Consider the following 25795-nt stretch of genomic DNA (forward strand, 5'->3'; position numbering starts at 1 on the left):
GGTTCGCAGATATGGACCGGATCCGGCGGCCCGACTCATCGCGCAGAATCTGTCGGTGGCTCGAGTAGGGTCGTCACGAGTCCGAAATCGGGCACCGATACGAGCAGGCAGGGGACCGCAACGGTGTTGACGCTCCACCGCGCCGAACGCGCCGGAACACTCGCGGCTGCACTCGCCGAGATCTTGTCCGTTCCGTTGGACGATCCGTTCGTACCCGAGATCGTGTCGGTCCCGGCCAAGGGCGTCGAGCGTTGGCTCACCCAGCGACTGTCGAGCACCCTGGGCGGTTCGCACGGCGACGGCATCGCCGCGAACATCGACTTCCCGAGCCCGACGCGATTGGTATCGCGCGCCATCGCGGCGGTCGACGACATCGACCCCGACGAAGATCCGTGGGCCCCTGGCCGGGTTCTCTGGACGGCGCTGGAGGTGATCGACGAGTGCCGAACCGAACCCTGGGCGGCCGTTCTGTTCAAGCACCTCGGTGCCGGTTCCGAGGATCACCGGGTGGGACGCCGCTGGTCGACGGCTTCGCATGTGGCAGAACTGTTTCGCACTTACGGATCACAACGTCCCCAGATGCTGCGCGACTGGTTCGACGGGCGTTTCACCGACGGCCACGGCGGCGATCTCGACGAGGACCTGCTGTGGCAACCGCGAGTGTGGGCCGCGATGCGCGAGCGGATCGGCAGCCCGAGCCCAGCCGAACGACTGCCGCAGACCTGCGCGCGACTCAGGGATGCACCGGAGTCTGTGGACCTACCGAGCCGGTTGTCGGTGTTCGGTCCGACCCGGCTGGCCACCGATCAGCTCGAGATACTGAGTGCACTGTCGCAGGCTCGGGATGTGCACGTCTGGGTTCCGCATCCCAGCCCGTCGATGTGGCGCACCCTCGCCGAGATTCCGGCGGTGACGCGCCGACGAGACGATACGACGGCTCTGGCCGTCGAGCACCCACTGCTGGCCGGCCTCTCGCGAGACGTGCGAGAACTCCAGGCCACCATCGCGTCGGTGGCGACGAACACCGTGCATCACCAGGGCCCGGAAACGGCGAACACCCTGCTCGGTCGAATTCAAGACGACATCACCGCCGATTCGCCTCCGTCTCCCGAATTCGACGACGGCACAACGTTCGTCGACGGATCGGTGCAGATTCACGCCTGTCACGGACCTGCTCGACAGGTCGAAGTGCTGCGCGAGTCGTTGTTGCATCTGTTCGCCGGCGACCCGACGCTCGAACCACGGGACGTGCTGGTCATGTGTCCGGATGTCGAGACCTATGCGCCGCTGATCCGTGCGAACTTCGGGCAGGCGGCGCTGGTGCATCCTGGACACCGGTTGCGGGTGCGCCTGGCCGATCGAGGCCTGCGCCGCACCAACCCCGTCCTCGATGTCATCGCCACGGTGCTGGATTTCTCGGAGGGGCGGGTGACGGCGAGCGAGCTGTTGGACTTCGCTGCGAGCGGCCCGGTGCGGGAGAAGTTCTCGTTCACCGACGACGATCTCGAGCGCCTGCGCGAGTGGGTGGCGAGCTCCGGTGCTCGCTGGGGACTGACGGTTCGGCAACGAGAAGCATACGGCTTGAACGGTTTTCGCCAGAACACATTCAAATCTGCGCTCGACCGCATCCTGCTGGGAGTGGCCGCGGACGAGACTCGTAACGAATACCTCGACCTCGCGCTGCCTCTCGACGACGTCGACAGCAACGACATCACCCTCGCCGGCCGCTTCGCCGAGCTCGTCGATCGGCTTGCCTCGGTGCTCCGCGCACTTGCCGGTCCGGCATCGGTGACCGAATGGACGCGGCAGCTGGGACGCGCCCTCGATCTCCTCGCAGACGTGCCCACCGCCGACGAATGGCAACTGGCACAGGCACATCGAGAGATCTCCGACGCCACCGAACACGGCGGCACCGCCGAGCTACGGCTCGCGGACGTGCGCGCCATGTTGGCCGGCAGACTGACCGGTCGACCCACCCGTGCGAACTTTCGCACCGGCGAACTGACCGTGTGCACCATGGTGCCGATGCGCTCGGTGCCGCACCGAGTGGTGGTGTTGCTCGGGCTCGACGACGAGGTGTTCCCCCGAGTGGGCAGTACCGACGGAGACGACATCCTCGCCCGTGATCCGGCCGTCGGCGAACGAGATATCCGCAGTGAGGACCGACAACTCCTCCTCGACGCGGTGATGTCCGCCGAGGAGAAGCTGCTCTTGTTCTACACCGGAGCAGACCCCGTCGACGGGTCCGCCAAGCCGCCCGCGATCCCGCTGCGAGAGTTGATGGACGTGCTCGAGGTGACGGCGGGCGCAAGCGTCGAACACCGGCATCCGCTGCAGCCGTTCGATCCGCACAACTTCGAGGCCGAACACCCGTTCAGCTTCGACACCGTTGCACTGGCCGGAGCGGTCTCCCAGCAGCGGACGCCCGATCCGGTGGCACCGTTTCTGCTCCACGCACTACCTCCGACCGATCGTGGGGACGTCGAGCTCGCCGAACTGATCGCCTTCGTCGAGAACCCGGTGCAGGCCTTTCTGCGGCAACGGCTCGGATTTCGAGTTCCGGAGCTCGAGGACGACCTGGCGGACAGTCTGGACATCGAGCTGGATCCGTTGTCTAGGTGGAACATCGGTGATCGGATGCTCGCGGCAGTGCTCGCCGGTGGGGACATCGGGGAATTCGCGGACGCCGAGTGGCGGCGCGGCACCCTTCCTCCGTTCCATCAGGGCCGCAGAGAGATGTCCGACATCCGGCAGATCGTCGGAATCATCGCCGACGCGGCCGCTCCCTTCCACGAGGGTCCGGCCGAGACCGTCGACGTCGCGGTCGATCTCGGTGACGGACGCCGCCTGACCGGCACCGTCACCGGAATTCACGGCCGTACGCTGGCGAGATCGTCCTACTCGCGCCTGGCCGCCAAACATCGACTGGCCGCGTGGGTGCGGTTGCTGGCCGTGGCCGCATCCCAGCCAGGGGAGTGGAGCGCCGTCACCATCGGCCGAGCGAGCGGGATGCGCCCGCCTCGTCGCTCTCGGTTGAGCGCCCCGCGGGACCCCGCAGCCGTGCTGAGTGACCTGGTGGACCTGCGTGATCGCGGAATGACCTCGCCGCTGCCGATATCGACCGGTACCGCGTCGGCCTACGCGGAGAAGCGCTTCGGTGGCGGAACCATCGAGGACGGCTACGACTCGGCCACGTGGGCGTGGCGGGGCGACTTCGGCGACGGGACCGACCGGTCGCTGCGCTACGTCCATGGGTCGACACTGTCGTTCCAGACGTTGCTCGCCGCGAGCCCGCATGCCGACGAGACCGAGCCGTCGAACGAGAAGAGCCGCTTCGGAATTCTCGCTCGAAAGCTGTGGGACCCGTTGCTGACCGCCGAGAACATGGGGAACGCATGACTGCCACCCGCGGATTCGACCTGCTCGGTCCGATGCCGACCGGAACTACCGTCCTCGAAGCCAGCGCCGGGACCGGCAAGACGTACGCGATCGTGGGATTGGCCGCGCGCTACATCGCCGAAGGGATCGCCGAGATCTCGGACCTGCTCCTGGTGACGTTCAGTCGGGCCGCGACCCAGGAACTCCGAGACCGCACCCGCAGCAGGTTCGCCTCGATCGCCCGGGACCTGGCAGAGCCGGACACCGCTCGCGCATCTCGGGATCCACTCGTGGCGTTTCTGGCAACCGTCGACGACGCCGAAGTGGACCGGCGGCGTCGCCGGTTGCGACGGGCACTGTCGGACTTCGACGCCGGAACCATCGTCACCACTCACAGTTTCTGCCAGCGCATGCTCGACGGGCTCGGCATCGCGGGCGAACGCGAACCGGAATCGGCCTTCGTCGAATCGGTTTCGGACCTGCTCGAACAGGTCGTGGACGACCTGTATCTGCAGATGTTCAGCGGTGACGACGAGGCGCCGGCATTCGGTAGGCGGGACGCTCAGCAGTTGGCGTTGGCGGCCGTGGGTGACCCGCAGTCGATTCTGTACCCCGACATCGAGGACCTGGACGACAGCAACCGCGAGCCTGGACTGCGTGTGCGGTTCGCCAGGGAAGCGCGCCGGGAAATCGAACGTCGCAAACGCCTGCTCGGGGTGCGTGACTACAACGATCTGCTGGGACTTCTGCATTCGGTGTTGTCCGACCCCGTCCACGGCGAGGCCGCTTGCGCCCGAGTGAGAGACCGATTCCGCGTCGTGCTCATCGACGAATTCCAGGACACCGACCCCATGCAATGGGACATTCTGCGGCGGGCGTTTCACGGATTCACCACGCTCATCCTCGTCGGCGATCCGAAGCAGGCCATCTACGCGTTCCGTGGAGCCGAGGTACTGAGTTACCTCGACGCGGTGCAGACCGCAGACCACCTCTACGAGCTCACTGCCAACTGGCGTAGTGATTCGGGGCTGCTCGACGCCCTGCATCATCTGTACGGGGGCGCGGCCCTCGGTCACGACGACATCGTGGTGCACCGAGTCGAGGCTCGAAACCCTCCCTCGCGCATGGTCGGACATCCTCCCCTGCGGCTGCGCTATCTTCCCCGAACCGGCGCTGGTCCACTGCGGCAGGGTTTTCCCGCGGTCGACCGCCTCCGATCCCGGGTTGCGGCGGACGTTGCGGCGGACATCGTCGAGCTGCTGTCCGGACATGCCGTGATCGAGCGTCCCGACGGCCCTCGGGTGATCGAACCGCGGGACATTGCCGTGTTGACCCGAACGACCAAGCAGGTGGCGTTGATTCGGGACGCACTCGACGCGGTCGGGGTGCCGTCCGTCGTATCGAGCAGCACCAGCGTGTTCGGCACCGAGAGTGCCCGACACTGGCTGTGGTTGCTGCAGGCGATCGAGCAACCTCATCGCACCGATCGCGTACGTCTGGCCGCTTTGACTCCGCTGCTCGGGTGGACCGCCGCGCAACTCGACTCCGGAGCCGAGGACGCGCTGTCCCAGGTCAGCAGTCGTCTGCGCGAGTATTCGGTGCTGTTCGACGAGGCCGGGTTCGCAGCAGTCTTCGAGCGCGTGTCGGCCCAGTCCGGACTCGATGCGAGGCTGCTCGCGGTCGAATCCGGTGAGCGCACGATGACCGATCTGCGACACATCGCCCAATTGCTCAATCGCGCAGCGGTATCCGAGTCCTACGGAATCACCGCCCTCACTCGCTGGCTGACCGACCGCATCAAGGAACCGGCAGCGGGCGGGTCGACCGACCGGAGCCGTCGACTGGACAGTGATTCTGCAGCGGTGCAGATCATGACGACACACGGAAGCAAAGGGCTCGAATTCCCGGTCGTTTACCTGCCTTACGCCTGGGACACGTTGTTCTTCAGCAAGCCGTCGACGCTGTTGCTGCACGAGAACGGCAAGCGAATCCGAGACGTCGGCGGACCGTCCGGGGCGGGGTATGCGGCCAGGAAGATCCTCAACGATCAGGAGGAGGCAGGCGAGGAACTGCGATTGCTCTACGTCGGTCTCACCCGCGCCGAGTGCCGGATCGTGCTGTGGTGGGCACCGTGCCGAAACACCGCGACCTCATCGCTGCACCGCATGCTGTTCGGACGCATTCCCGGAATCGCTCTGCCCGAGCCGTCGTACAAGGTTCTCGACGACGCGACGACTGCGAACCGGCTCCAATCCTGGGTCGGGTCGGCAGCCGGGCTCATCTCGGTCGAACCGGTGGGGCCCGGTGAGCCGTCCACTGCACACTGGATTCGTCCCGAGCAACCGCACCTCGACGTTGCCGCCGCACGCTTCGATCGAACCCTCGACCTACTGTGGCGTCGGACGTCGTACTCCGCGTTGACAGCTCATGCTCACGACGCCGCGCCCGGCCGGCTCGAAGTAGGAGTGACCAGCGAGGCCGAGCATCCCGAGAAGACGGACGAGCCCGCCGAGACGTCGGTCGGCGGCGACTATCCAGGAAGCGAGTACATCGACGAACAGCTGGACGGAATCGCGTCACCGATGAACGGCATGCCTGCCGGTGCGGCGTTCGGAACGCTCGTCCACGAGGCTCTCGAACACGTCGACACGTCCGCACCGGACCTGCTCGCGGAACTCGAAGGTCGCTGCGCTGCGGCGGTCGCGTCGCGAATGGCGGAGGTCGATCCGATGGCGTTGGCCCAGGCTCTGTTGCCGGTGATGCAGACGCCGTTGGGTTTCGGGACGCTGGCCGACGTAGCGCCGTGCGACCATCTGGCCGAGCTCGACTTCGAGCTGCCCTTGGCCGGCGGAGACGATCCGGTGGCGGACACGGTCACGCTGAAGTCCGTGGCGCGCCTGTTGCGTCGCCATCTCGAACCGACGGACGTGCTCGCGTCCTACGCAGATCTGCTCGACGATCTCGAGGCAACACCGCTTCGCGGCTTCCTCACCGGGAGCATCGATTCGGTTCTGCGCGTGGCCGGACCTCGATACGTCGTGGTGGACTACAAGACGAATCGAATCGCGAGAGGCGATCTGACCACCGGCAACTTCACCCGCGAGAAGATGGCCCAGGAAATGATCCGCTCGCATTATCCGCTGCAGGCAATCCTGTATGCCGTTGCGCTGCACCGATATCTACGATGGCGTCAATCGAACTACGACCCGCAACTACATCTCGGCGGCATCCGATACCTGTTCGTGCGGGGCATGGTCGGACCGCAGACTCCCGCCGGATGCGGAGTGTTCGACTGGGATCCGCCCGCAGCTCTGGTGGTCGAGCTGTCGGATCTGCTCGCGGGCAGGGTGAGCCGATGACCGGTGTCTCGATTGCGCTGCGCGGCAGTGGAATTCTACGTACGTTCAACGACGTGGGTGTGCTGTCGGCATCCGACGTACACGTTGCGTTGCGCCTCGGTGCCCTGGCCGGGGAATCGTCGGAGCACGTGCTGCTCGCCACCGCTCTGACGGTGCGCTCGGTGCGATCCGGCTCGGTGTGCCTGGATCTGCGACGACTGCAAGACGTCACCGTCGACGAGGATTCGGACGTCGATCCGAGCGCACTCCCGTGGCCCGAGCTCGACGACGTGCTCCGAGCGCTGAGGGTCAGTCCACTGGTGGTCGGCAGCTCGAATGGGCCGTTGAGGCCGCTGAAACTGGTCGACACCGATCAGGGTGAGCTGCTGTATCTGGACCGATACCATCTGCAGGAGAGCACCGTTCGGGATCTCCTCGACGTGCGTTCGCAATCCCACCCGCCCGCCGATGCCGTCGAGATCGGCGAGGCCTTGGCCGCGCTGTTCGTGGACGGATCGGGTGCACCCACGGCCGCCCCCGATCGGCAGCGAATAGCGGCGGCGCTGGCAGCGACGCAATGGACCACGGTCATCGCCGGCGGACCCGGAACCGGAAAGACCCACACCGTAGCGAGAATTCTGGCGCTCCTCGTACGCGAACACGGCAGCGATCTGCGCATCGGACTGGCCGCACCCACCGGTAAGGCCGCAGCCCGACTGCAGGAATCCGTGTCCGAACAAGCCGGGCTCCTCGGACTTCCTGCGGACCTGAAAGCAATGACGCTGCACCGACTTCTGGGATGGAAGCCCGGAAGCAAGACGCGGTTCCGGCACGATGCGGAGAATCGACTGCCCTACGACGTCGTCGTCGTCGACGAAACCTCGATGGTGTCTCTGACGATGATGTGTCGGCTGCTCGAAGCCGTACGTCCCGAGTCTCGGTTGATTCTCGTCGGCGACCCGGACCAGCTGACGTCGGTCGATGCAGGCGCGGTGCTGGCCGATCTGGTGGCCAGGCCCGTCACCGGCAGGGAGAACCCGGTTCTGGCTCAGCTCGTCGACGCGGACTTCGCCGCCGCCGAGGATCCCGAAGAAGCGGCGCTGAGCGCGTTCGAGCGAGACCGATTGCGCGGCGGCGTCGTTCGGCTCAGTCGTGGCCGACGCTTCGGCGGAGCCATCGCTCGCTTGGCCGTGGCCGTCAGGGACGGTCGGGCCGACGATGTGATGGCGTTGCTCGAATCCGGCGCGGAGGAGATTTCGTTTCAGAGCCCCGACGACGTCGACGCTCTACGTTCGGACGTGATCGACACCGCAGCCGAGGTCACCGCCGCCGCCGTACGCGGGGATGCCACCGAAGCACTGCTCGGGCTCGAGAAACATCGCCTCCTGTGCGCGCACCGCGAGGGTCGATGGGGAGTCTCGCGGTGGGACCGGCAAGCGATGGAGTGGGTAGGAGAAGGCACCGGAACATTTCTCGACCCTTCGCTGTGGTATCCCGGTCAGCCGTTGTTGGTTACGGCCAACGACCACGAGGCGAGGATCTACAACGGAGATACCGGCGTTGTGGTGTTGGGAGACAACGGGACTCCGATGGCGGCGTTCGCTCGAGGTCGCGGCCACGTGTTGATTCACCCGAATGTGCTCTCCTCGGTACACACCGTGTACGCAATGACGATCCACCGCAGCCAAGGCAGTCAGTACGACACGGTCTCGGTTCTGCTGCCGGCCGAGGCATCGACGCTGTTGACGCGAGAACTGCTGTACACCGCCATCACCCGCGCACGATCGCACGTTCGAGTGATCGGTACCGAGGAGGCCATCCGCGCGGGCGTCGAACGTCAGGTGCTGCGGGCGAGCGGGCTGCGCCGAAAGATCCTGTAGCTCGTTCGATCGTGTTCGTCACCGGCACGCATGCCGGTCTGCCCTCGTCACGACGTCCATGCTGTGTGCGACCAGAAGCCATGTGCGGGCCAGGTTCTTCCATACCCCGACGTTGTTGCCAGTCGCGTCGGCGGAGGGGCGAGCCCGAACGGCGGCCGATCGATGCAGCGACAGTGCTCGCGCTTTCAGCGCGTCGATATCGCCGTCGGCGCACACCGATCGAACGGTGTGCGCATCGACGCGTCGACCGACCAACTGGCACAACGCTTGCAGTGACCTCAGCTCGGCAGGCACGTCCTCGGATGTCTCCGACGGGCTTTCGGTCGTTGTGCCGGACGTGCGACCGACGAACCCGCGCTGCAGGTCTACCGGTCCCGACGACGCAGCGTCGGCTGCGACGCTCCACACGCTCAGGAACGATGGATGTGGGACGTTCCAGAGCTCCCGGAACGCGCGAGTGATCATCTCCGCGACGAGCGCTGCATCTGCTCGGGTGTCGGTGCGCGTGAGATCGATGATCGACCCGTCTGCGACCGGCTTGCCTCGATCCAGCCAACCGAAGTCGAGGAGCTGCACATCCATGGCCGTTGCGTCCGGGGCATCCGGGTACAGCAGTGACGGCAGCGCTGCCACCGACACCAGCACGCCGCCGTCCGTCGCTGCCACGTCGATGTACGGCCGCAATCCGCGCTCGCCGGGGCTCGCCTGGGCAGCGGAAACCGTGATGTAGTCCCGTCTCGGCAGGGTCCGAAGACGGGCGTGCAGATTTTCGGTGAACGTGGCCCACGCGAGCGCGGTGGCGGAGTCGAAATGGCCGTTCTGCAATGCGGTCACGATGCGAACCCTCTTCTCGGACGAGAACTGATGCCTGTATCCGAGACCGTAGCGAGAGGGTCCGACAAGAACCTGGGTCAGTAGACGTCGCGAAGGTAGCGCTTGGATCGCTTGAGGTCGTTGACGTAGTCCTCGGCGGCGTCGGGGGAGCGGCCACCGTGCTCGGCGACGATCTCGTGCAGTGCCTCGTCGACACTCTTGGCCATCCGAGCCGCATCGCCGCACACGTAGATCAGCGCACCCGCTTCGAGCCACCCGTACAGCTCCTTGCCTGCCGCACGCATGCGGTGCTGAACGTAGATCTTCTGGGGCTGGTCGCGGGAGAAGGCCAGATCGAGTCGAGTCAGCAGACCGTCGCGCTCGAAATCGACCAGTTCGTCCTCGTACAGGAAGTCGCTCGCTCGATGCTGATCGCCGAAGAACAGCCAGTTCTCGCCTGTTGCGCCCCGGGCTCGACGCTCGTGCAGAAAAGCTCGGAACGGTGCCACTCCGGTTCCCGGCCCGATCATGATGATCGGGGTGTCGTCGGATGGAAGGCGGAACGATTTGTTGGCCGACAGGAACACCCCGGCTTGCTGTTGCTCCCCGACGCGGTCGGCCAGATACGTCGAGCAGACGCCGCCGCGATCACGCTCGGCGGACCGATATCGGACCGTGGACACGGTCAGATGCACTGTGCCCTCGTGCGCGATCGGGGACGAGGAAATCGAGTACACCCGGTGTTGCAGTGGTCGCAGCAGTCCGAGGAACTCGGCTGGATCGAACGCTCCCGACCGATCGAGGTCGAGAACGTCCACGACGTCCCGACCCCACGTCCAGGCGTCGAACGACGCGCGGTCGCCGTTCTGCAGAACGTGATCGAGCTCGGCGTCACCGGCGCGTTCGGCCACGGCCTCGATCAGATCCATGGACGGGATGCCGATCTCGTAGTCCGTGGTCAAGGCATCCGCCAGGGTGATCTCACCGGATTTGGTGTGGACAGCGGTGTCGGCAGGCACTCCGAGACGCTCGATCACGGCCGAGACCAGCGCCGCGTCGTTGACGGGTTTGACGCCGAATCCGTCGCCGGCCTCGTAGGCGATGCCGCTCTCGCCGAGCGCGATCGAGAAGTGTCGAACTTCCTTGGCCGACGTGGGGCCGGAGAGACGTCGGTTGCCCAGAATCTGCGCGCGATAGGGATTCTTCCGATTCCACGGTGAGCGCTTCGATGCGGTCTTGGTGGCGCCGAGATCGCCGGTTCGAGCGTCGATGTCCTGTACCTGCCTTGCGGTAGTCGTCTTGTGAGCCGACTGGGAGGTCGACTCGTTCGAACACTAATCGGGGCCACTCACTCGCGGTGCAGGACCTCGATTCCGTCGACGGAGAAGACGACGTCGTATCCGCTCGCCAGCGCCCGGTCGATCGCCTGACGGTCGCCGGTCTCGTCCGTCGGCCACCCCGCAGGTCGTTGCCGGTTGACGACGATCCAATCCGGGACGGTCGAATCGGTCGTACGCTGCGGAAAGACCGAGACCTCGTGGTCGGCGACGAGTTGAGCCACGAGATTGTTCGACGCCGCAACCCGATCACCGGCGGGAATCCACTCGAAGATCTCTCGTGCGGTCGCGGCCTGCGGATCGATCGTCCATTCCTGCGCGTGCACCACACGTGACATGGGCAGGAAAGGCAGCGCGATGACCGCGAAGGCTGCCACGAACGCGACGATCAGCTTCCGGCCACGTTCGGTGAGCTGACCGTGGCGGTGGCTACGCACCAACGCGTCGAGCAGGGCGACGAACACGATGACCATCAGGATCGCGTTGTAGTGGTAGATCGGTTTCCAGAAGTTGGTGTTGTCGCTGAGAAAGCGCCATGCGACCGTCGGGACCGCGACCAGGAGCAGTGGCGATCTCAGGGCGAAGAAGCCGGTGACCGCGAGAAGCAGAAATGCTGTGGCCGCCCGTGAATCGCCGGCAACCAGACCGTGCGCGGTGTCGGCTATGCCCTCGCCGAGCGGAGGCAGCTTCGAGCCCTGATCGTACGAGTTGTCCGAGCTGAGGGCCGGGATGATCACCTTGACCGCGAGCACTACCCAGGTCAATCCCCACACAGCAGTCAGGGCCCCCGCAAGGCGCGTTCGGCCGGTCGTCCACAGCGCCACCAACGCCCCGATGACGATCACCGTAAGGCCCATGTCCTCTTTGACGAACACCAACGGTAGAGCCCAGGCCAGGGCCGGCAGCCAATGCTGTCGGACCAGCGCGACCATCGACATGGCCAGCAGGGGCATCGCGAACGCCACCTCGTGGAAATCGAAGTTCAGCGCGGCCTGCACGCCCCACGACAGTCCGAACGCCGCGGCCGTCACGATGCCCACGACCGTGCCGAATTTCTGTACTGCCAGTCGGCTGATCGGAATCACTGCGAGCGCGAACAGCACCGCTTGTGCGATCAGCAGTGTCTCGGCGTGCGGGAACAGTCGGTAGAGGGGCCCCAGCAACGCGGTGATGGGCGAGAAGTGATCGCCGAGCGTGTTGTAGCCGGTGCCGAGCAGGTCGGATGTCGGCGCGCGAAACTGCGAGTACGACGCGATCTGTTGGACGAATATCCCCAGGTCGAATCCGGACGTACGGAGCTGGCGATGGCCGAGGACGGACATCACCGAATACAGGGTCGCCAGCACGGCGAAGGAGACGACCGGCACCAGCGTCTCGGCGGAACGGAACGCCGAGCGCCGGTCTGTGGTGGCTGTTTCGTCGGTCGCTGTGTCGACACTGTCGGCATCGGTGACGACCGTGGATTTCTCGGTAGTGGTCACGAGAAGGCATGTCTACCGGACCGACGTGAGATGTTCCTGAGAACCGCCGGTCAGCGCTTGCGCTTCTTCGCTGGTTTGCGGCGCGGCGGCTGCGAGGTGAGGTGGTAGTAGAGCGCATCCTCGGAGTCCTCGACCACCACATCGATGAAGTCGCCGACTTCGAGGTAATCGTCGACGGCGATCCGGTCGGTCGAGCCGATGACTGCTTTCACCGATCGAGCGGGAACGAGGCCCCTACGGCCGTCCGGTCCGACGGCGAGTGCATAGCGTGGACCGGTACGGGTGACCCTGGCGCTGATGAAGTCCGGGTCCCTCGGTATCGGGTCGGCCGCGAGCACGCCCCCGTCCTTCGACGCGGCCGTCAACGAGTCGAGCTGCGCGGCCAGATCGTCGGCCATCGCATCGACCTGATCGAGCAGGTGGGCCATGTGTGCGGCGTAGTCGGTGTGCTTCTTGGTCGGCTTGAGCGCCTCACCGGGCTTGTACATGTCTTCGTGGGTCAGCTCGCCCCAGGCGTCCTGCAGGCGCGTCTTGACCTGAACTTCCACTTTCACATCGAGATCACCCTGATGCGTTGCGACTCGGACGACCAGCACCGCGTGGTACGCGCGATAGCCACTCGGCTTGGGAAAGGCGACGTAATCGGTCGGTGGTTGCGCGAACCGTACAGAGCATTCCGGGTCGTTGCACGCACGCTCGAGAGCAGCCACGAACGTCAGCTGATCGCGCGGGGTCTTGCAGAGCACCTTGACGCCGACGAGATCGGGCAGAGCCTCGGCGACGGCATCGGCGTCGGTCGGCTCGGTGATGCGGCCCTCGGAGAGATAGCGGCGCAGTTTGTCGGCCGATCTGCCCGGGTCCTTGATGCGTGCCGTCTGCGCATTCAGTCGGTCTCGATCGACGTCCTCGAGAATCTCGTCAGCGATGGTCTCGAGGAAATTCTGCGCAGTGACGAGAGCGGCTTCCCACGCTCGACGACGCTGCAGGTACAGCTCTTCGACCAAGTCGTCGATACTCGTTGCCGATGTCACGATGCCGAGGTTAACGCAGAAGTACCGCCGATCCTGTCGGCGGCGCGCATTCGAGCTGTGGCGTGACTGTGTGCGGTTTACGCTCTACCGCATGACCGTGGCTTCGGAACAGAAGGACGACTTCGTCGAGCAGTTCGATCCCTTCCGTCGTGAGTTGCTCGCGCACTGCTATCGCATGACAGGGTCGATCCACGATGCCGAGGACCTGTTGCAGGAGACGTACATTCGCGCCTGGCGGGGGTACGCAAAGTACGAGGGCCGCTCGTCCCTGCGCACATGGCTGTACCGAATAGCAACCAACACCTGTCTCACCGCTCTGGACGGCCGGGCGAAGCGTCCCCTGCCGACGGGCTTGGGTGCGCCGAGTTCAGGCCCCACCGACGAACTTGTGCAGAACAACGAGATTCCGTGGTTGGAGCCGATTGCAGATTCCGATCTGGCGGATGCGAGTGATCCCGCATCGATCGTGGTGGCGAAGGAATCCGTGCGGCTCGCCTTCGTCGCCTCCTTGCAACATCTGTCGTCGCGACAACGCGCGGTGCTGCTGATGCGCGAAGTGTTGCAGTGGAAAGCGTCGGAGGTTGCCGAGGTTCTCGCCACGACGACGACCGCGGTCAACAGCCTCCTGCAGCGAGCCAGGGAGCGCCTCGACGAGATCGCGCCCGATTTGGACGACATCGAGCCGATCGAATCGGCAGAACTGCAGCAACTGCTCGCCCAGTACGTGGACTGCTTCGAGGCCTACGACATCGACCGGCTGGTCACGTTGTTCACCACCGACGCGGTGTGGGAGATGCCGCCGTTCGTCGGGTGGTACCAGGGCGGCGAGACGATCGGATCGCTCATCCGCAACAACTGCCCGGCAAACGGCGCGGGCGATATGCGGATGGTGTCGACATCTGCTAACGGACAACCGGCGTACGGGTTGTACATGCTGGGTGAGGACGGTGTGCACCGGCCGTTCCAGCTGCACGTGCTCGATGTCGATGCCAGAGGGGTCGGACACGTGGCCTGCTTCTTCGATCTGACTCTGTTCGATCGATTCGGATTGCCCGACCACCTCTAGAACAAAGGTTGGTCAGCTCTCCGAGACGGCGGACGGATCCATCCACATCACTTCCCACACATGATTGTCGAGATCTCGGAACGCCCTTCCGTACATGAACCCGTGGTCCTGTGGTTCCATCCACTTCGATCCACCCGCGGCGATCGCCGCGTCGGTGAGCGAATCGACCTCGTGGCGGCTGTCTGCAGAGATGCACATCAGCACCTCTCGGGCCGAGCCGGTGTCGCAGATCGAGTCCGAGATGAAGTCCTCGAATCGCGCGGTGGCCAGGAACATCACCGTTGCCTGGTCGCTGACGATCATGGAAGCGGTGTTCTCGTCGCTGAACATGTCGTTGAACTCGAAGCCGAGACCCTCGAAGAATGCGCGGGTGGCGACGACGTCGCGAACGGGCATGTTGGCGAACAACAAACGTGACATGGGTACACACCTTTTCCGTGAAGACCTGCTGCGTCGAACCGTCGAACAACGGTCTGCTCGTACTGACAGCTGTCGATCCGAAAAGTCATCGGGTGAAGATGTGCCGACACGACGCGACCCCGCCGAGCGGGTGCTCGACGGGGTCGCGGACTGCGAAGCTGAAGGGGGCGTGTAGCTATCGCGTGATCTGCTGGCTATCGCGTGATCTGCTGGCTATCGCGTGATCTGCGCGAGGCGCGACAGCATGCGCGAGAAGACGTGGCCGTCGTTGCCGAGATCTGCGTAGGGGTCGGATGCCTCGTCCGACTCGGTGGTGCCGGGCGTTGCCGCAGCAAGCGTGCGCGCCAGCCGGGTGCGACGCTCGATGGCGTCGAGGATGGTGGCGTCCAGCGTTGAAACTTCGTCGAAGAGCTGGTCGACGTCAGCTGTCGCGATGTCGGCACTGTCGGTGCCAATTGCGAGCGAATCGATCTGAACAGTCACATCGTCTCCTTTTGTTCGCGTCCTGAGGTGTGAGTCGTTCGGTCGGCCGGAACCGTTACAGCTCCATCCGAGTAAAAACGATGTTTCGTCGCCCAAACCAACATGCCCACTCGACGGGCCTGGGCCAACCTCTTCGGGGTGTGATGCTGCATACAGTCCGGTCGGTTCCGCTACCTGCGGGTTCTTCGGACGGAACGGCTCGAAGGATTCTTCTCGCGATGTTCCGGGTAGCCGCGGAGCGGATACGTCGACTTTCGAGGAGTGAACGATGCGTTACGACTACCTGATCATCGGTGGGGGAATGGTTGCGGACAGTGCAGCTCGCGGAATCCGCGAGCAGGACGCGACGGGCTCCATCGGAATACTCGGCGCGGACCCCGACGCGCCGTACACCCGGCCGGCGCTGTCGAAGAAGCTGTGGACCGACCCGGAATTCGGCCGCGATCAGGTCTCGCTCGACACGGCGTCCGACACCGACGCATCGGTGCACACCGGAACTCGGGTGTTATCGGTCGACCGCTCGAACTCGTCGGTCACCACGGAATCCGGAGACACCCACGAGTACGGAAAGCTTCTCCTGGCAACGGGGGCGACGCCGACGCGCATCGAACTGACCCCCAGCCCGCGTGTGGTGTACTTCCGCACCTTCGCCGACTACCGGGCGCTGCGTGAACTGACGAAGACCGCCGACCACATCGCCGTGGTCGGCGGCGGATACATCGGCACCGAGATCGCAGCTGCGCTGTCTGTCCAGGATGTGAAGGTCACACTGGTCACGTCGGACTCCGTGCTCGGCGGACACATGTTTCCGCAGAGCCTGGCTGCCGGCTTCGACAAGGGTTTCGCCGGCCACGGTGTGACCGTGCGCCGAGGAACGAGGGTCGTTTCCGGAGCCGAGGCGTCGGCGCGCGTGCAACTGCAACTCGACGACGGTTCGACCGTGGAGGCGGACGGAGTCGTGTTCGGACTCGGCGTGCGACCCGACACGGAACTGGCCGAGGCTGCGGGGCTGGCAGTCGACGACGGCGTGATCGTCGACGAGTTTCTTCGCACCGAGGACGAACGCGTCTACGCCGCCGGTGACGTGGCGAACTACCCCGACGCCATTCTCGGACGCCGACGCATAGAGCATGTCGACAATGCGACCGAGATGGGCAAGGCCGCCGGACGCAACATGGCCGGTGCCGCAGATCCCTACACGTACACCCCGTACTTCTACTCCGACGTGTACGACGACGGCTATCAAGCGATCGGCACGGTGTCCACGACACTGACCGTCGTCGAGGACTGGAAATCGGTGGGGAAGGAAGGCGTCGTCTACTACCTCGACGACGATGCCGTCGTCCGGGGCGTGCTCATGTGGAACGTCTGGGAGGGGCTCGACGTGGCGCGCAGCCTGTTGGCGAAGAAGAAGCCGCAGACCGAACAATCGTTGCGCGGACTTATCTGACCTTCTGGAACACTCGATGGCGAGCGATCCGTCGACGACGCCGGCGATTCGGCGCGACCTAGGAGAGACGATGTCCGAGTTCGATCGCAGTGAGTCGGCCGATCAGCGTGCCCGGTTCGACGACGAGGTCCATCGCCGCTGTGCCGACTGCCGGCTGCCCGGTCGCTCCGAGCAGCTGTCCGACGCGGCGGCTGTCGCCATCGCGGCCGGACGAGTGGACGAGGCCACCCGAGCAGTCCTCGTCGGCCGATGGCATGCCGGACGCTCGCTGCCGTCGATCGGAGGATTCGGCGCACTGCGCAATCTGGTGGACGAGCGCGATCGCTGGCTCGGCAAGGACACGACGAACAAGCCTGGATCGGCGCTCGTGTACAAACTCCGTGCTGCCGAGTTGACCAAACGAGTCAATCACCACCGCACCACCGTGGTGATGTCGAATCGCCACTACGCCACCGGGGTACGCGCGGCGCGCAAAGAGCGCAGGGAAGGTGTGCATCTGGACCTGGACCAGCGGGACGCGATCTTCGATGCGTTGACGAGAACGCCTGCACCACAGAAGTTCGGCCCGATCGCCGAGCGTGGCCTCTCGCTGGTGGACGCGGCCACGGATCGGGTGAGCACGCTGGCGCGCAGAACTCCGGTGGCCGACAGGGTCGAGTGGGCGACAGGAGTGGTGGATCAGTTCGTGGATCGAAAGGACGACCGCTTCGTCGATCGTTACGACACCCTGCTGTTCCTTGCCGGCACGGCGTTCGATCGGGTGCGTCGGTCGCCGGCATGGCAGTCGACGTACTTCGAGATCCAACGCAAACAGCTGGACCTGTTCGTCGAACTCACCGAGATCTCGGTCGATGCCACCTCGTTGCAAACGGTAGCGACCGAGTTGAATCGGATCGGTGAAACGATGGTCGACGAGGAGACAGCAGCGCAGGTCGAATCCCGCCGTGTCGCACTGGAAGTGGTGTGGAAACAGTTGACCGGACGGGTGGCTGCGCTGGTTCGGCTCGCGAACGTGGTCGAGTCCTCGGAGACCGAGGCACGCACCTCCGACGCGATGGCCCGCGCGCACAGCCTGGACGATCGGATCGACGACCTCGTCGGGCGGTCGGGGAGCCGGGAGATGTCTGCCGAGAACACGCACTTCGTCGGTGATCAAGTGCGGACACAGTGGCGCGACTGAGTGACACCACAGGCACAGAGGCGCGATTCACTGCCGTTCGGGCCACTGAATCGCGCCACCGGCTCTAGGCGATGATTGCGAACAGAATCCCCGCGACGGCGAAGCTGACCACGGACAGAATGGTCTCGAGGACCGTCCACGTCTGCAGTGTCTGCTTGACGGTGAGGTTGAAGAACTTCGCGATGATCCAGAATCCGCCGTCGTTGACGTGGCTGGCGATGATCGAGCCCGCCGCGATGGCCATGGCGATGAGCGCCACGGCCGGAGCCGAGTAGTCCTGCGCCGCTACCAGGGGTCCGACGATTCCGCCGGTCGTCACGATAGCCACTGTGGCCGAGCCCTGCGCCACGCGCAGGGCGCAGCTGATGATGTAGGCCAAGACGATGATCGGTAGGCCCGCGGCTGCCATGGTGTCGGCCAACGCCGTGCCGATACCCGTGGCCGAGATGACCTTTCCGAAGAACGCACCAGCTCCGACGACCAGCAACAGCATGCCTACCGGACGAAGTGACTCTCCGGTCAGCTTGCTGAGTTCCTGGACTGTGGATCCGCGTCGAATGCCCAGAACATAGAACGCGATCAGAACTGCGATGAGCAGCGCGACGGCCGGTGTGCCGAAGAACGTGAGTACTTCGAGGAGGTTTCCGGGATCGAGCAGAATGCTGCCGAACGTGGCCCCGAGGATCAGGACCAGTGGAACGGCAATGATCGCTCCGATCGTGCCCACCGACGGCGGCGTCGTGACGACCGGGCGCTTAATTGCGACCGTGCCTGCGCCTCCACTCTCGGTGGTGCTTGCGTCGTCGCCGTCGTTGATGAAGTCCTCGGGGACGTCGACGATGACGCGTTTACCGATCCAGTTACCCCAGACCAGGCCGGCGGCGATGAATCCTGGTATCCCGCAAATGAATCCGAACAGGATGAGCCAGCCCAGGTTCACCTCGAGCAACCCGCCGAGGGCGACCGGACCTGGGTGTGGCGGCAGGAAGGCGTGCGTCATGGACAACCCGGCCAGCATCGGCAGCGCATAGAGCACCAACGACTTTCCGCCTTGACGCGCCGCCACGTACACCAGCGGTGCCAGCACGAAGATGCCGATGTCGAAGAAGACGGGGATACCGAAGATCAGCCCCAGCAGTCCCATTGCGATGGGTGCTCCGCGTTCGCCGAAGATCCCGAGTAGTTTGGCGGTCAAAGCCTGTGCACCACCCGACTTTTCGAGAATCGCCCCCAGGACCGTTCCCAGTCCGATGATGACTGCGATGTGCCCGAGGATGCCGCCGAACCCGGTTTCGAGAAGCGACTCGTTGCTCTTGATCGCGGTGCCGACTATCTCGTTGACGGGCAAACCGGCAGCCAGAGCCAATCCGAGGCCGACGATGAGAAGTGCGATGAACGGTTCGAGCTTGACCTTGATGATGACTACGAGCAGTACGGCAATTGCGATGCCGCACAGTACGAGTAGACCAGGAGTCGAGGTCCTGAGCCAGTCGACGACAGAATTCATGACGAGCCTTCCTTGATGTGTGCACTGATAGCCGCCACGAACGCCTGCGCTCGCACGGTGATGTCGTCCCACTGGGCGGCCGCGACCGACGCCGGTGGGACCACATCGGTACCTGCAGTCACTGCGACGGCACCTGATGTCAGGAACTGAGCAGCGTTGCCCGCGTTGACTCCGCCGGACGGAACGAGTTGTGCGTCGGGGAAGGGGCCGAGCAGATCCTTGAAATACGCGGGCCCGACGGTCCGAGCCGGAAATATCTTCACGGCATCGGCTCCGAGATCGAGGGCGGTCATCACCTCGGACGGGGTGAGTGCGCCCATCATCAGCGGGACTCCGGCGTCGGTGACGATCGCGGCAACGTCGGGACGCAGCCCGGGTGTCACGACGAAGTGCGCCCCGGCGTCGATCGCGGACCGGGCTTGGTCGGCGGTCAGGACCGTGCCCGCCCCGACGACTGCACCTGCGTCCGATGCCGCGCGGATCAGCGCGAGGACGCCGGGCGTGGTGAAGGTCAGCTCGAGCGCGCGAATTCCTCCGCGCGCGAGCGCATCTGCCAACGCAGCAGAATCCGAGATGTGCGGGGCGCGCACCACCGACAGTGTGCGATCCTCGAGAATGGTCGTCATGGCGTTCACGATGTTTGCCTTCCGGTGGGGTTCATCCGCAGGGCGTGGCCTGCCAGAGAATGAGTGGGGCGATGCTCGTCGATGGCGAACGCGCCGTTGACCATGACGTGGCTGATGCCTTGGGCCTGTTGTTTCGGGTTCTCGAACGTGGCGGTGTCGCGGACGGTGGCCGGGTCGAACAGCACGAGATCGGCTGCGTACCCTTCGGCGATCGTGCCGCGGGCGCGCAGGCGGAGTCGCTCAGCGGGACGGCCGGTCAGGTGATTGACGCAGTCCTCCAGTGACAGCAACTGCTCGTCTCGCGCGTAGTGACCCAGGTAGCGGGGGAACGTTCCCCAGGCGCGCGGGTGCGGCTTCTCGCCGACCAGGATCGCGTCGCTGCCGCCCATATGGCGTGGATGCGCCATGATCTCGCGCACGTTCTCCTCGTGTCCGACGTGCTGCAGGATGGTGGTGGCCAGCGCGTCTCGTCGAAGAAAGTCGAAGAACACGTCCACCGGGGACCTACCCGCCTCGGACGCGATGTCGGACATCGTGCGTCCGACGTACCGATCGAGGTCGGGGTTCGCGACCCCGCTGAGCTGGATGGTCTCCCACTCGACGGTGACGCCATGGCAGCCGTCGGACCCGTTGACATCGACATCTCGTGCGATGCGTCGACGCATGTCCGGATCGTCGAGTCGTTCCAGCGCGCGGTCCGGGCCACCCGACATCGCCCAACTCGGAAGCAGCGCAGACAAGGTGGTGGCTCCGGGCAGATAGGGATACGTGTCGAGGGTGACGTCGCAGCCGTTCGCGATCGCCGAATCGACGCGGTCCAAGAACTCGCGTGCCCGGCCCCGATTGACGCCGAAGTTCATCGTCGCGTGAGTCAGATGCAGCGCACATCCCGTCTGCTCGGAGAGATCGAGCATCTCCTGATACGCGTCGAGCGCGCCCGCGCCGTAGGACCGAGTGTGCGGCGCATAGAACCCACCGAAGTCGGCGACGACCTCGCACAACGCTCGTAATTCGCTTGTGTCCGCGTACATTCCGGGCGTGTACGTCAAACCGCTCGACATCCCGACGGCACCCTCCTGCAGCCCCTGTGCCAACAACTGCTGTATGTGGGCGATCTCGGACGGCGAAGCAGGTCGCTGATCAGGGCCGACCGCGAGGTATCGCAGTGTTCCCTGGGGAACGAGATAGGCAGCGTTCGGAGTGATGCCCTGGTCGAGGCGAGCGAGGTACTCCGAGACCGAACGCCACGAAAAGTCGAGGTCGACGGGATTGCCGTTCCATCCGGCGATCTGACGCCGCACCACATCGAGCGTCGCGTCGTCGATCGGAGCGTAGGCGATTCCGTCCTGTCCGATGACTTCGGTGGTGACGCCCTGACTGATCTTCGGGAAGTGGTCGGGGTCGGTCAGCAGACGCAGATCGGAATGGGCGTGCATGTCGATGAACCCGGGGGACAGGACGTGCCCCTCGGTGGCGTCGACGATTCTGTCGGCACCGCGAACGGTGCCGGGTTCGGCGACCGAGGCGATGAGACCGTCGCGTACGAGAACGTCACGACGCTGCCGCGGTGACCCGGTGCCGTCGATGACGTCGGCACCTCGAATGAGGATATCGGACAAGGGTTTCGGCTTTCTAGAAGAATGTGTGCACGAGATCGACGACGCGGGGATCGTCGCCATCGGCGTCGTCGACGACGGGAACCAGACGCCATTTGTCGAAGGCGGTGCACGGGTGAGACAGGCCCAACCGCACCACCGATCCGACCGGCAGCGCCGCGGCGTCCTCGGCCGGTAGGTGAAGGAACGCGTGTTGATCGTTCAGCGCTGTGACCGCGGCACCGGAATCGAGGGTTTCGGTTCCTCGAACCAGCTGGGGGACCGGCAGACCTTCGTCGAACGGAAAGTCCCGCTTGCCTGCATCGAGCAGCGCGAGACCGGGTTCCGGCCGGGATACCGTCCGAGCCCATCCGTGCATCGCAGACATCAGCGGCGCGTCGGTGCGGGCGGGAGTCAGTGGTGAGATCTGCGAGTAGAAGCCGTCGTCGTGCACCACATAGGCACCGGAGCGCAGCACCACGTCGGTAGGTACCCCCTCGCCGGTGGTGAGGGAGTGCAACCGCTCGACAACCAGGTCCTGGTAGGCGCTACCGCCGGCAGTCACGATCGCATGGTCGCCGTACAACCCTTCGGCATCGAGCGCGCGATGAAGGGTGGCGACGTTGTCGAGGTAGGTCCGAACCGCCGCGAGGCCGCTGTCGGTCCGGTCGTGGCTGAGTGCGCCCTCGTAGCCGCCGACCCCGGCCAGGGTCAGCCGCGGCGACGACGCGATGGCACGAGCGACCGCGATCGCCTCGTCGGTCGTCCGCGCTCCGGTGCGACCGTGCGGGCCACCGAGTTCGACGATGACCGGGATGGAGCGTGTTCCCTGCGCCGCCAGGATGCGGTCCATCTCGTGCACCGTCGCGACGCTGTCCGCCCAGCAATAGAACTCGAATGTCGGATGCGAATCCAGTTCGGCCGCAATCCATGTCAGTGCGACAGGATCGATCTCGGCATTGGCGAGAACGACCCGTTCGACCCCGAACGCACGCGCTGCCTGAACCTGCCATCCGGTTGCGAGGGTGATCGCCCAGCTTCCCGCATCGAGTTGCTGTTTCCATAGTTGAGGGGCCATCGACGTCTTGCCGTGGGGCGCGAGCAGCACTCCCGCGCGCGCCGACCACTCGGCCATGACCGAGATGTTCGACGCGATGCGTGCGCGGTCGAGAGTGAGTACGGGCGTCGTGAACTCGGAGAGTCGTGGCGACGTGGCGAGAAAGCTCTCGATGGTGTGCCCCCACGACCTGGGTGGCAGCGCCTTGTGCTCGGGTCCGAGCACTCGCCGGCTGAGTGCCTCGACGGCATCGGTGTCGATCACGGTCGTCTCCTGGGTCTCGAAATCGAAAACGTTGCGTATTGTGCAACGCTAGTTGCGCAATGTGTTTATGATTTGTAGTCTGCAACGAAAGCCAGCGTTCCCGCAAGAGTTCGAGGAGATCGACGTGAAAGCACCACGAGCGGTGTGCGTAGGCGAAGGCCTCGTCGTTCTGGTCGCCGAGCCTGGCCCACTGGAGAATTCGGACACCTTCCATCGCACGGCCGGTGGCGCCGAAGCCAACGTGGCAAGGGTGTTCGGTCAACTGGGCGTCGATGCATCGTGGATCTCGAGAGTGGGCGACGACGGATTCGGCCGGTACCTCGTCGGCCAATTGGACACGGCAGGTGTCGACACCTCCGGTGTGACGGTCGACGACGCGCGACCCACGGGCATGTATGTGAAGCAACGCGGCTCGGGTTCCGATGATCGACACGACCTCGCGTGCGGAGACAGTGCCATGACGTACTTCCGTGCCGGCTCGGCTGCGAGCGCCCTGTCGCCGGGAGACATCGACGGGCGTGCGGCGACCTTGGTTGCTCGTGCCGACTTGATCCACTTCACCGGGATCACCGTGGCGATCTCCGATACCGCGGCCGATCTGACGAGGTCCCTGATGGATCTACCCACCGTCGTCAGCTTCGATCTGAACTATCGGCCGGCGCTGTGGAAGTCTCGGCCGGACGCAGCTGCAGATGTGCTCGGGGAACATGTTCGGGGAAGCGATGTGGTGTCGATGGGGGCCGACGAAGCTGCGCTGGTGTTCGGCACATCCGATCCCGCCGAGCTGCGCGAGATGTTCCCGCAGCCACGCCATCTGGTGATCAAGAACGACGCGCACACCGTGACGGCGTTCGAGGGAACCTCTCGGGTCGACGTACCGGCGCTGAAGCTCGACGTAGTCGAAAAGATCGGTGCCGGAGACGCGTTCGCGGGCGGGTATCTGACCGGACTGATGTTGGGTAGGAGTTCCGTCGAGTGCGTTCGGTTCGGGCATCTCTGCGCGGCGGGTGCCTTGACCGGGCACGGTGACATCGCCTCGGTGCTGCCCCTGGCGGTGCTGATCGAACTGGCCGAACTGCACGACGCCGACTGGGCGAGGCTGGACTACGCAGTCACCACCGCGCGTCACTCGGGGGTATTGCAGTGAGTCAAAGTCTCGCGCGAGCGATGACACTCCTCGGCTTGCTCGGCGACGGCCCGCGTTCACTCGACGAGTTGGCGTCGGTCCTCGAGGTTCACAAGACGACCGTGCTGCGCCTGCTGCGCACGTTGGAAGCCGACAGATTCGTCCAGCACGACGTGGATCACCGCTATCAGCTCGGATCCAGGCTGTTCGAGCTCGCCAACCGAGCGCTCGAACAGCGCGACGTTCGGAGCATCGCGCGGCCGCATCTGGCCGAACTGAACTCGATCACCGGTCAGACCGTCCACCTCGCCACCTACGAGGCAGGCGTCGTGATCTATATCGACAAGTTCGACGCCCAACAGAGTGTGCGGATGTATTCGCGAATCGGAAAGCCCGCACCACTCCACTGCACAGCTGTGGGGAAGGTTCTGGTCTCGGCCCGTCCCGAGGCAGAACGAGCACAGATTGCACACGGCATCACATACACACCGTTCACCGAACGAACGATCACGACGGCCGAGCGCTATCTGCGCGAGCTCGACCTCGTGCGTGAGCAGGGGTTCGCCGAGGACCGCGAGGAGCACGAGTCGTTCGTCAACTGCATCGGCTGCGCAGTGCGCGACGGAACCGGCGAGGTCGTGGCAGCGGTGTCGATGTCTGTTCCCGACATGGTGCTCGATCACCAACAGGTCCTGGCAACACTCCCCGAAGTACAGCGCGCCGCGGCCGCGATCTCCGAGGGATTGGGCTGGCGACCGCGAGAAGCCCAGGACCGCAAGACACAGGACGAGAGCTCGACGGAAGGAACACAATGAGTGAAAAGATCGAAATCCGCACCACAGACGCGCCCGCACCGGCTCACACCTTTTCTCAAGGAGTCCGGAAGGGACCGTTCGTTCAGGTCTCGGGGCAGGGACCGGTCGACCCGGTCACCAGCGAGTACCTGTACCCAGGCGATGTTGCCGCACAGACGACCCGCACTCTCGAGAACGTCAAGGCCATCGTCGAGGCCAGCGGTGCGACATTCGACGACGTCGTCATGCTGAGGGTCTATCTGACCAAGCGCGAAGACTTCTCCACCATGAACGACGCCTACGGACAGTTCGTGTCGGCACATACCTCGGGGGACGTCCTACCGAGCCGCACGACAGTGTTCACGGGCCTGCCACGAGAAGAAATGTTGGTCGAAATCGACGCCGTCGCGATCGTCTGACCGAGTCCGGCGGCAGATGTTCACACGAAAATTACATCTGACCAGGCGATTTGCGTAAGCGTTGGTCTTCGCGTAACTTTTGTCGAGTCAGAGCGACACGGACACCGACCCGGTCTTCACGGACTGGGACAACGAGGTTGTACGGAGTGTGCACTGAACAACCCAGGCAAGGCGAGATGGTATCAGCCATGCCTGGGGTTCGAGCGTGTAAGCCCCGAAGTTACCGTGCAAACGGCAGCGACGGTGTGTGCGTGTTCTTTGAGAACTCAACAGTGTGTCGATGAATGTCAGTGCCGAATTATTTTGGTGAATGCATTCGATGTATCAGCCATCCGCTTGTGGTGGTTGTTGTCGGGTGTTGTTTGAAATGCTAGTTGAGTTTTTTTGCTAGTGATTTGACTTGATGTCTTTGACTGATTCACGGTCCCTTGTGGGGATTGTTGTTTCGCAGGTCTTTTACGGAGAGTTTGATCCTGGCTCAGGACGAACGCTGGCGGCGTGCTTAACACATGCAAGTCGAGCGGTAAGGCCTTTCGGGGTACACGAGCGG

Annotated in this window: 18 protein-coding genes, 1 rRNA gene and 1 pseudogene; 10 read left to right on the forward strand and 10 right to left on the reverse strand. The window is 64.6% G+C overall.

Annotated elements, in window-relative coordinates:
• The first annotated feature begins 123 nt into the window (after window positions 1-123).
• Genes recC through recD form a run of 3 tightly spaced genes read left to right on the forward strand, consistent with a single transcriptional unit; the run spans window position 124 to window position 8596 of the window.
• Window positions 124-3399, forward strand: coding sequence for an exodeoxyribonuclease V subunit gamma (gene recC / locus CH306_RS17210; protein ID WP_094647329.1), 3276 nt, complete (start codon window positions 124-126; stop codon window positions 3397-3399).
• Complete coding sequence (locus CH306_RS17215; protein WP_094647331.1) at window positions 3396-6737, forward strand: UvrD-helicase domain-containing protein; 3342 nt, start codon at window positions 3396-3398, stop codon at window positions 6735-6737. The genes recC and CH306_RS17215 overlap by 4 nt, the downstream gene beginning before the upstream one ends.
• On the forward strand, window positions 6734-8596 hold the full coding sequence (recD, locus tag CH306_RS17220) for an exodeoxyribonuclease V subunit alpha (protein ID WP_094647333.1): 1863 nt from the start codon (window positions 6734-6736) through the stop codon (window positions 8594-8596). The genes CH306_RS17215 and recD overlap by 4 nt, the downstream gene beginning before the upstream one ends.
• A gap of 18 nt (window positions 8597-8614) precedes the next feature.
• Here recD and CH306_RS17225 read toward each other — a convergent pair whose 3' ends face one another.
• The 4 genes and pseudogenes from CH306_RS17225 to CH306_RS17240 form a co-directional block, all read right to left on the reverse strand.
• Window positions 8615-9430 (reverse strand): TY-Chap domain-containing protein, encoded by an 816-nt coding sequence (locus tag CH306_RS17225; RefSeq protein WP_094647335.1) that lies wholly within the window; start codon window positions 9428-9430, stop codon window positions 8615-8617.
• 77 nt (window positions 9431-9507) lie between these two features.
• Window positions 9508-10701, reverse strand: a pseudogene (locus tag CH306_RS17230) (sulfite reductase subunit alpha); the annotation flags it as partial.
• A gap of 56 nt (window positions 10702-10757) precedes the next feature.
• The gene (locus CH306_RS17235) at window positions 10758-12227 is read right to left on the reverse strand and encodes a DUF2079 domain-containing protein (protein ID WP_094647337.1); all 1470 of its coding nucleotides are present in this window, start codon (window positions 12225-12227) and stop codon (window positions 10758-10760) included.
• Window positions 12228-12277: 50 nt separating this feature from the next.
• Window positions 12278-13258 carry a GTP pyrophosphokinase gene (locus CH306_RS17240; RefSeq protein WP_094647339.1) on the reverse strand — a complete coding sequence of 327 codons (981 nt, stop codon included), beginning with the start codon at window positions 13256-13258 and terminating at the stop codon, window positions 12278-12280.
• Between the two features lie 91 nt (window positions 13259-13349).
• On the opposite strand from CH306_RS17240, the gene CH306_RS17245 reads away from it, so the two are divergent.
• On the forward strand, window positions 13350-14324 hold the full coding sequence (locus tag CH306_RS17245; protein WP_094647392.1) for a sigma-70 family RNA polymerase sigma factor: 975 nt from the start codon (window positions 13350-13352) through the stop codon (window positions 14322-14324).
• Window positions 14325-14336: 12 nt separating this feature from the next.
• Here CH306_RS17245 and CH306_RS17250 read toward each other — a convergent pair whose 3' ends face one another.
• Together CH306_RS17250 and CH306_RS17255 are read right to left on the reverse strand one after the other, a co-directional pair.
• Window positions 14337-14744 carry a VOC family protein gene (locus CH306_RS17250; protein ID WP_045194355.1) on the reverse strand — a complete coding sequence of 136 codons (408 nt, stop codon included), beginning with the start codon at window positions 14742-14744 and terminating at the stop codon, window positions 14337-14339.
• Between the two features lie 213 nt (window positions 14745-14957).
• Window positions 14958-15227 carry a hypothetical protein gene (locus CH306_RS17255; protein WP_045194358.1) on the reverse strand — a complete coding sequence of 90 codons (270 nt, stop codon included), beginning with the start codon at window positions 15225-15227 and terminating at the stop codon, window positions 14958-14960.
• 268 nt (window positions 15228-15495) lie between these two features.
• Between CH306_RS17255 and CH306_RS17260 the strand changes: the two genes are divergently transcribed.
• Both CH306_RS17260 and CH306_RS17265 read left to right on the forward strand, forming a co-directional pair.
• Window positions 15496-16677 carry an NAD(P)/FAD-dependent oxidoreductase gene (locus tag CH306_RS17260; protein ID WP_094647341.1) on the forward strand — a complete coding sequence of 394 codons (1182 nt, stop codon included), beginning with the start codon at window positions 15496-15498 and terminating at the stop codon, window positions 16675-16677.
• 70 nt (window positions 16678-16747) lie between these two features.
• Window positions 16748-17857, forward strand: coding sequence for a hypothetical protein (locus CH306_RS17265; protein ID WP_032395157.1), 1110 nt, complete (start codon window positions 16748-16750; stop codon window positions 17855-17857).
• A gap of 64 nt (window positions 17858-17921) precedes the next feature.
• Here the strand turns inward: CH306_RS17265 and CH306_RS17270 are convergent, their stop codons facing one another.
• Genes CH306_RS17270 through CH306_RS17285 form a run of 4 tightly spaced genes read right to left on the reverse strand, consistent with a single transcriptional unit; the run spans window position 17922 to window position 22906 of the window.
• Window positions 17922-19364 (reverse strand): GntP family permease, encoded by a 1443-nt coding sequence (locus CH306_RS17270; protein ID WP_094630690.1) that lies wholly within the window; start codon window positions 19362-19364, stop codon window positions 17922-17924.
• Complete coding sequence (locus CH306_RS17275; protein ID WP_094630839.1) at window positions 19361-19990, reverse strand: bifunctional 4-hydroxy-2-oxoglutarate aldolase/2-dehydro-3-deoxy-phosphogluconate aldolase; 630 nt, start codon at window positions 19988-19990, stop codon at window positions 19361-19363. The genes CH306_RS17270 and CH306_RS17275 overlap by 4 nt, the downstream gene beginning before the upstream one ends.
• A gap of 5 nt (window positions 19991-19995) precedes the next feature.
• Complete coding sequence (locus tag CH306_RS17280; RefSeq protein ID WP_256981193.1) at window positions 19996-21609, reverse strand: N-acyl-D-amino-acid deacylase family protein; 1614 nt, start codon at window positions 21607-21609, stop codon at window positions 19996-19998.
• Between the two features lie 13 nt (window positions 21610-21622).
• Window positions 21623-22906, reverse strand: coding sequence for an alanine racemase (locus CH306_RS17285; RefSeq protein WP_094647344.1), 1284 nt, complete (start codon window positions 22904-22906; stop codon window positions 21623-21625).
• Window positions 22907-23030: 124 nt separating this feature from the next.
• Here CH306_RS17285 and CH306_RS17290 point away from each other — a divergent pair, with 124 nt between their 5' ends.
• The 4 genes from CH306_RS17290 to CH306_RS17305 form a co-directional block, all read left to right on the forward strand.
• Window positions 23031-24053 carry a sugar kinase gene (locus CH306_RS17290; protein WP_254924219.1) on the forward strand — a complete coding sequence of 341 codons (1023 nt, stop codon included), beginning with the start codon at window positions 23031-23033 and terminating at the stop codon, window positions 24051-24053.
• Window positions 24050-24847: an IclR family transcriptional regulator gene (locus CH306_RS17295; protein WP_094630687.1), complete on the forward strand. Its 798-nt coding sequence runs from the start codon at window positions 24050-24052 to the stop codon at window positions 24845-24847. The genes CH306_RS17290 and CH306_RS17295 overlap by 4 nt, the downstream gene beginning before the upstream one ends.
• Window positions 24844-25245, forward strand: coding sequence for a RidA family protein (locus CH306_RS17300; protein ID WP_032395088.1), 402 nt, complete (start codon window positions 24844-24846; stop codon window positions 25243-25245). Before CH306_RS17295 ends, CH306_RS17300 begins: the two co-directional genes overlap by 4 nt.
• Window positions 25246-25700: 455 nt before the next feature.
• Window positions 25701-25795, forward strand: a 16S ribosomal RNA gene (locus tag CH306_RS17305); the annotation flags it as partial.

Origin of the sequence: Rhodococcus sp. 15-725-2-2b, assembly GCF_002259075.1 — a bacterium.
Lineage (GTDB): Bacteria > Actinomycetota > Actinomycetes > Mycobacteriales > Mycobacteriaceae > Rhodococcoides.